Source organism: Streptococcus sp. 1004_SSPC, assembly GCF_001069025.1.
GTDB classification, from domain to species: domain Bacteria; phylum Bacillota; class Bacilli; order Lactobacillales; family Streptococcaceae; genus Streptococcus; species Streptococcus vestibularis.
Window position 1 is genome coordinate 1 of record NZ_JWGQ01000068.1, and the last position, 2,025, is coordinate 2,025.

Consider the following 2,025-nt stretch of genomic DNA (forward strand, 5'->3'; position numbering starts at 1 on the left):
ATCACTCTAAACATACATAAAAAGAGGACCTATCCGGTCCTCTCAAGATGTTAGCTTTTCGTCGCCCACTACAGTTGACAAAAAACCGCTTTAATCTATTTATGACTCATTTCGAACAATGGTGACAATGGGCGTTTTTCATGAATACGAATGATTGCTTCAGAAATCAAATCAGCAATAGAAATTTGTTCAATCTTATCAATCAAACGCTCTTCTGGAAGATAAATCGTGTCAAGCACAACAAGCTTTTCAATAGCAGATTTTTGAATATTATCAAGAGCTGGACCTGACAATACAGGGTGAGTACACGATGCAAAGACATGAGTTGCACCAGCTTCAGCAAGTGCATCCGCTGCATGACAGATGGTACCCGCAGTATCAATCATATCATCAATCAAGATACATGTTTTCCCTTCAACATTACCAATGATATTCATAACCTCAGAAGTGTTCATTTTATCAACACTACGACGTTTATCAATGATAGCGATTGGTGTTTTCAAACATTGAGCAAGTTTACGCGCACGAGTAACACCACCATGATCTGGAGAAACAACAACCACATCATCACCCATAAGACCAGCACGATCAAAATAATCTGCGATAAGAGGCGCTCCCATCAAATGATCTACTGGGATATCAAAGAATCCTTGGATTTGAGAAGCATGAAGGTCAACTGTCAAAAGACGGTCAACACCTGCCACCTCGAGCATATTAGCAACCAACTTAGATGTGATTGGTTCACGTGAACGTGCCTTTCGATCTTGACGTGCATATCCATAATAAGGCATAACAACACTGATTGTCTCAGCGCTAGCACGTTTTAGCGCATCAACCATAATCAAGATTTCCATCAAGTTATCATTTACAGGAGAGCTTGTAGATTGAAGAATAAAAACGTGATGACCACGAATAGACTCTTCAATATTAACTTGAATCTCCCCATCTGAAAATTCACGAACACTTGATTTTCCAAGTTCAATACCAATTTTATCAGCAACTTTTGCTGCTAATTCTTGGTTAGACGACAAAGCAAACAACTTTAAATTCGTATAAGACATGATTTCCTCCAAAATATCTACTAAACCATTCTACCTTTTTTTAAGTTGATTTTCAACGCCAAATAAATGGTGTCACATGAACTTAACAAGGATAAAAATATTTCCCCTTAGTCTAGATTTTTTCATACACCATTATTTTCCCAGGCTGAAGATATTATTTATACCTTGAATATACAATACAAGTGATAAGTGCACAATAAAAATTCATAAGATTTTCTAGTAAAATAGAATTGAACGAACTAGTTACGAAAGGAAATCTTATGAGCTACCATCATTTTAGCATAGACGAGCGTGAAAGTATTCTCATTTACCGTACGCAAGGCCTAAATTTTTCTCAAATTGCTAAGTTATTTCATCGTCATCCGTCTAGTATTAGTCGTGAATGGAAGCGACATCTAAAAGAAGGAAGCTATTCTCCAAGTCATGCACAGAAATCCTACTATATTGCTAAATCACACTATGGGCGGAAACGTATGCTTGAAAGAGATCACAATTTAAGCAATACCGTCAAACATTTATTTCTCGATTACCAATAGTCTCCTGAAGAAATAGAAGGTCAGTTGAGATTAGAGTATGGGAAAACTGTTATTAGTTATCAAACAATCTATAGATCCATTTACAGAGGGCATTTTGATGATAACTCACTATCTCATGTAAAAATTGAAGTCTATTTTCCTGATCCCCATACTCCATGGCAACGAGGGACTAATGAGAATACGTATGGACTACTAAGAGAATATTTTCCAAAAGGAAGTGATTTAACATTGGTTGATGTGCAGGCTATTCAGCTGTGGGAGAACAAACTTAATAATAGGGCACGAAAATGTTTTAACAGGAAGACACCTTATGAAGTATTCTATGGGGAAAGTATACACTTAATTTGACAATTCAAGATAAAATAAAAGGCTCTATAATTTCTGTAGTGGGTAAAACCACTGTAGAGATTATAGAGCTTTTTAAGTGT

2 protein-coding genes and 1 pseudogene are annotated in these 2,025 nt (G+C 36.3%); 2 read left to right on the forward strand and 1 reads right to left on the reverse strand.

Features of this window, described 5'->3' with window-relative positions:
- Positions 1–95: 95 nt before the first annotated feature.
- Positions 96–1,061, reverse strand: coding sequence for a ribose-phosphate diphosphokinase (locus ADF62_RS05445; protein WP_003091847.1), 966 nt, complete (start codon positions 1,059–1,061; stop codon positions 96–98).
- Between the two features lie 260 nt (positions 1,062–1,321).
- Here ADF62_RS05445 and ADF62_RS11465 point away from each other — a divergent pair, with 260 nt between their 5' ends.
- On the forward strand, positions 1,322–1,597 hold the full coding sequence (locus ADF62_RS11465) for a helix-turn-helix domain-containing protein (RefSeq protein ID WP_003098234.1): 276 nt from the start codon (positions 1,322–1,324) through the stop codon (positions 1,595–1,597).
- Between the two features lie 123 nt (positions 1,598–1,720).
- A pseudogene (locus ADF62_RS11880) lies at positions 1,721–1,945 on the forward strand (transposase); the annotation flags it as partial.
- Between the last annotated feature and the right edge of the window lie 80 nt (positions 1,946–2,025).

Excerpts from the sequence above, each read along its gene's own strand:
- ADF62_RS11465 (WP_003098234.1), top strand. The coding sequence starts at position 1,322 with ATGAGCTACCATCATTTTAGCATAGACGAGCGTGAAAGTATTCTCATT.
- ADF62_RS05445 (WP_003091847.1), bottom strand. The coding sequence starts at position 1,061 with ATGTCTTATACGAATTTAAAGTTGTTTGCTTTGTCGTCTAACCAAGAA.